2 protein-coding genes are annotated in these 2,582 nt (G+C 62.2%); both read right to left on the reverse strand.

Translation table 11 applies throughout. The features are described from left to right. Positions 1-76: 76 nt before the first annotated feature. Positions 77-1,384, reverse strand: a complete 1,308-nt coding sequence (locus ACZ6D7_RS47470; RefSeq protein ID WP_469505154.1) for a pentapeptide repeat-containing protein — start codon at positions 1,382-1,384, stop codon at positions 77-79. Between the two features lie 249 nt (positions 1,385-1,633). Continuing rightward, positions 1,634-2,582, reverse strand: a 949-nt coding sequence (locus tag ACZ6D7_RS47475; RefSeq protein ID WP_469505156.1) for a tyrosine-type recombinase/integrase, incomplete at its 5' end; no start/stop codon positions are given.

Raw genomic sequence — 2,582 nt, forward strand, 5'->3', positions numbered from 1 at the left:
GCGCAGAGCCCGCTCCTCCACCCGCCGCATCAGCCGCACCGTCCAAGCCATCCACACACTACTGACCTGCGACTATTCAGGATGAAAGAGGTTCACTGCCAATGAAAGCTGTACCCTCGAAATCCACGTCTCCACCGGAGAACTGAGCGTTGGCGAAGGACATCATTCCACCAGCGAGCCTCGTGTGCCTAAAGGACACCTCGCTACCGGTGAAGAAGACACCAATCACTCTTCCAAGTGGATCCGGGCGGCCGCCGAAGTCAATCATGCTGCCGGTGAAGACGGCACCCGAGAAGGATACTCTGCCATTGCGGAACCACGCCCTGGTGAAGTCCACCATGCCGCTGGCGAACTCGGCGTCTCTGAAGGAGACCTTGTTGTCGGTGAAGGACGCTTCGCTGAAAGACACCCTGCCGCCCGTGAACTTCGTCTTGTCGAGATCTGCGCCGATGCCGAACGTAAGCTTTTCGAAGGTCACCGTGCCACCGGCGAACTCAGCACCGAAGAAACTCACCGTACCGCTGGCGAACTGCGCGACGTAGGAGCTCTGATCGCCGTAGATGCTGTCGGGCGACGCGAGTTCGCTGAAAGCCAACTCGCCACCGCTGATCCGCGCGTAGTCGAAGGACAGTGCGCTGCCTGTGAACACCGCGTTGGCGAAAGCCACCGTGGCGCCGGTGAACGCTGCGTGGCGGAAAGACACATTGCTGCGGACGAACCTGGTGCCCCTGAAAGATACATCGCCACTGGCGAATTTCGCGTGGTCGAAGGACACAGTGCTATCAGTGAACTCCGCGCCGCTGAAACTGCCGCCGTCAAAGGCCACGCCCCTGAGGTCGAAGTCGCAGCCGTGCCACTTCCGCGGGGCGTGTTGCTGGAGATGGGTCCGAATGGCCGCGATGACGGTGTGGCGAACCTCCTGCTCGGCCCGCCAGGTCAGTTCCTGATCGGCAGATATATCCGCTTCGGGCTGGGGGGCGTACGCCATGCGGAGATAGGCACATAGCACGTTGATGCAGGTCTGCCGCTGCTCTTCCCAATCGTCAGCCAGCCCCGCTATGGCGTGGACCCCAGCCAGCCGCACGGCAGCTTTCTCATTCCCGAGCTGCCCACTAGCTGTGGCAAACCGTTCGTTGAACAGGCGAAGCGTCTCGTGCTCCAGTACCTTCTGCGCCCTCACCCGTTCCTGCTCAAGCGTGAGTTCCACGGTCTGCTGTTGCTGCTCAAGCACATTCTTCGTGGTCTCACGCTGATTGTCGAGCGTCATCCGCGTGATTTCGCGCTGTTGTTTCACTGTGTAACGAGCGCTCACGAAACCGACTAACCCGGCAATGAACGCACCCAGCACAGTTCCGAGGGGAACGGCCCAAGGGCTGCCGCTCATCGTGTCACCCTCCGTCTCCAGCCGGAATCGTCACTCCCATCTCAATAATCACCTTCGCACACTTCCTCACCCGGAGCCTGATGCTGTAGACCGACCCAGTGAAGCGCCATCGTCCGGCACGGCGGAGATCGGATAGTCGGTTTCAGAGAGAGCGAAGTACCGGCTCAGCCCAGACCGGCAGCAGGAACTCCAGCCCGATGCCTCGAGCGCAGAGCGAGTACGGCCGCTTCGCCGAGACCGCCGGGCGGCTCATGATGACCCTCCGGGCCGGATGCCCGGTAGGCCGAGATTGACCGGCGCGATGCGAGCCAGCCGCTGGCTCTCTTCGCGTTTCTGACGGAGGAAGGTGAGGGTGAGGTCGATGCCCTCGATCTCACCCAGCCAGCCCTCCTGCTCGGCACGGGCCCGGCGAGCCAGGAGATCGGTCTCGATCTCGTCGAGGCGAGGCCGCATCTTGGGGTTGATGTTGAGCATGGGACATCGCAAACAAGCATGTTCATGCTGGCAAGGAGTGCCGTAAGGCCGAGCGCACCCGCCCAGCTCAACCTTTCGGTGGTCGAAGTGCTCTTCAAACCCAAGGCACTCGGTGTCAGTGACCGGACGGTACTCATCTGCGGGGCGGGCCTGACGGCGCCGGTCAAGAAAGCCCTGATAGTGGCGGACGACGTCTTCGTTGAACACAGCGACGTAGCCACGAGTAGTTTGCAGATTCAAGTGGCCGAGCAGGGCAGCGCCGATGTGGATCGGGAGCCCGTGGTTCACCAGGTCGGTTGCGAGGAGTCGCCGAAAGTCATGTGGGGTGAAGTCGGCGGCGTGGAAGGCGGGATGGTGTTCTGCGAGTTCGCCGCAACGGCGTTTGAGCATGTTGACGACGGTGGTGTCGGAGATGACCTCGTGTTTCGTGCCGATCCGCCGTTGGAACAGGAACGGCATGGGCGCGCTGCTGCGGCGCTCGTGAGGGTCGTAGCGCGGCAACAGTGGGATCGTACGGCCGTCCCGCGTATGGCGCCGGATGACGGCCGCGATGACGCCGAACAATTCTGCGGACATGGGAATGACGCGTTCCCGGTCGCTTTTGGAAGGTGCGACCACGAGTAGGGCAATGAGCGTTTTCAGAGTGGCCACCGGTTGGGTGACGGGGCGGCCTCCCGCAACGCACGAGGCTCCTGTGCCGTTGAGAGAGGTGTTCGACGTCTCG

The sequence above is a fragment of the Streptomyces sp. NPDC041784 genome (genome assembly GCF_055591025.1).